The organism is Aeromonas sp. QDB18 (assembly GCF_027705325.1).
In the GTDB taxonomy this organism is placed as follows: Bacteria; Pseudomonadota; Gammaproteobacteria; order Enterobacterales; family Aeromonadaceae; genus Aeromonas; species Aeromonas caviae.
Genome location: NZ_JAPDBQ010000250.1, coordinates 1 through 2,445, shown reverse-complemented (window position 1 = coordinate 2,445; position 2,445 = coordinate 1). Strand labels below are relative to the sequence as shown.

General features: G+C 64.3%; 1 protein-coding gene and 1 pseudogene. Both read right to left on the bottom strand.

Going from position 1 to position 2,445, the window contains the following annotated elements:
• Positions 1 to 61: 61 nt before the first annotated feature.
• A pseudogene (locus OKC30_RS20560) lies at positions 62 to 340 on the bottom strand (PepSY-associated TM helix domain-containing protein); the annotation flags it as partial.
• Between the two features lie 65 nt (positions 341 to 405).
• On the bottom strand, positions 406 to 2,439 hold the full coding sequence (locus OKC30_RS20555) for a TonB-dependent receptor (protein WP_270668581.1): 2,034 nt from the start codon (positions 2,437 to 2,439) through the stop codon (positions 406 to 408).
• Between the last annotated feature and the right edge of the window lie 6 nt (positions 2,440 to 2,445).

Sequence of the window (2,445 nt, the reverse complement as noted above, 5' to 3'; positions counted from 1 at the left end):
TACCTGAAGCAACACCGCTTATATACCCGCACACTTGGAATTATTTGAGTCTCTAAAAATGAGGGGATCTCTGAGGGGGTCTCCCCTCCTCGAACATGTCTGCATAACGCTGTTGCAGCAGGGCTTTCAATTCATCCGGGCTGGCCAGCGGCGTGCTCAGTACTATCTCTTCGCTCGATTTGGCGGTGTGGGGACCGGGCAGGGGCAGCACGGCCCTGTGTTGCAGCCAGAGGCCGGTGAGGCCGTAGAGCAGCATCAGGGTGAGGGTGGCAAAGCCGGCCCAGGCGTGGATGCGGCGCACCCACTTGTTGTTGTGCAGGGGGAGTTTTCTGCGTGTCATCGTTCGGTGCTTCATAACAATCTGGCCAGCGAACGCTGGCCAGAGGGGTCGGTAAACAGGGAGGATCAGAAGCGGTAGGCGGCGGTCAGGTGCAGCTGACGGGGCGTGCCCGGCATGATCTGGGCCGCGCTGGTGGCGCTGACGAAGTAGTCGTGATCGGTCAGGTTCTCCACGCTCAGCTGGGCTTCCCACTGGGGCCAGCGGTAGCCGGCACGGGCGTCGAAGCGGGCGTAACCGGGCAAGGTGGTGGTGTTGGCGTTGTCGGCGAAGCGATCCCCCACCGCCGTCACCCCGGTCTCGCCGAACCAGCCCTGCTTGCCGCTCTGGTAGCCGGCGAACAGCTGGCCGTTCTGGCGGGAGACGTTCATCGGCCGCTTGCCTTGCAGGTCCGCGTCTGCCTTGACCTGCTCGGCATCCTGGATGGCGACGCCGCCGCGCAGATAGATCTCGTCGGTCAGCTGGGCACGGGCGCTCAGCTCGATGCCGTCGGTGCGCTGCAGACCGGTGAGGATCACCTTAGTGGGATCCAGCGGATCCTTGCTGCGCTTGTTGTACATCTCCAGCCGGTAGAGGGAGAGGGTGGTGGCGAGGCGGCCGTTCAGCCAGTCGCTCTTCACGCCCCCTTCATAGAGCCGGGTGTGCTGGGGATCCAGGTTGTTGTTCTTGTCCCCCGGGGTGATGCCGATAAGCTCACCGCCCACCGGGGTGAAGGTCTTGCTGTAGGAGGTGTAGAAGGCATGCTCCTCGATGGGGTTCCACACCAGGCCCAGGCGCGGACTCAGGCTGGTGACCGAGAGGGTCTCTTCCTTGTCGAGGTCGTTGCGGCGGCTGGTGACGGTGAAGTCGTCGCGGCGCAGTCCCGCCAGCAGGTGCCAGTCGCCCAGGCTGAGCTGATCCTGCACATAGAGGCCGACACCGCGCACCCTGTGATGGGCGTCGCTGGAGAGTTTCATGGCGCCGTCGTAGGTGGGCAGGGAGCCCGGATCATAGAGGTTGCCTGCCGGGATCGGGCTGGCGTTCTGGTAGAGCTTGGGGGTGCGATCCTGCCAGTCCTGCTCCAGGCCCACCAGCAGACGATGGGCGATGGGACCGGTTTGCAGCTGGCCTTCCGCCTCGGTGTTGCTGGTGAGGCTGCTGGCCTTGAGATCCTGCTGCCAGCGGGCGCGGGTCACCTTGTCGCCCTTGACGCTGGTGACATAGGTATTGTCGAACTGGCTGTCGAGGGTGGTGTAGCCGAGCTGCTGGCGCAGTTGCCACTGATCGTTGATGTCCCAGGTGAAGCGGGAGCGGGTGGACTGGGCCACATCGTCGATGAAGTCGCGGCGGGTGTCGCTGTAGACGCTCTCGATGGGGACATCCGCCGGGCGACCATCGACGCCGGGAATGCCGCGATCCGGGGTGCGATCGTGCTCGTTGCGCTCGTATTGCACCAGCCAGTTCAGGGTGTCGGTGATCTCCCAGTTGACGGAGGGGGCCAGCAGGGTGCGCTTGCTGGTCACGTCGTCGCGAAAGCTCTCCTTGTCCTCCTGGGCCAGGTTCAGGCGCACCTGTACCCGCTCTCCTGCCTCGCCGTTGAGGTCGGCGGCGAAGCGTCGGCTGTCGAAGCTGCCGACCTGGGCGCTGACGCTGGAGGCCTGCCCCTTCTGGGGAACCTTGCTGACCCGGTTGACGATGCCGCCCGTGCTGCCACGGCCGTAGAGCACGGCGGCGGGGCCCTTGAGCACTTCGACCCGCTCGATGTTGCCAAGGTCGCGGGTGTATTGCATGTCGTCGCGAAAGCCGTCGAGATAGAAGTCGTTGCTGGCGCTGAAACCGCGGATGGTGACGCCGTCAAAGCGGGTGTCGCCGCTGGCGTTGACGCCGGGGATACCGGTCAGAGCCTCGCTCAGGGTGGGCTGGCCGAAGGCGGTCAGCTCGCTTGCCTTGACGCTGTCGATGCTCTGGGGCACCAGTTTGGCCGGAGTGTTGGTGCGGGTCGCGGTGGCAACCTCTTCATGTTGGCTGCGTTTGCCGACCACGGTCAGGGTTTGGCGTTGTTGCCCAAATCGATGCAGCTTGAATGGAACTAACTGAGGACTTGGTGATCTGATCACCACCATCTCCTT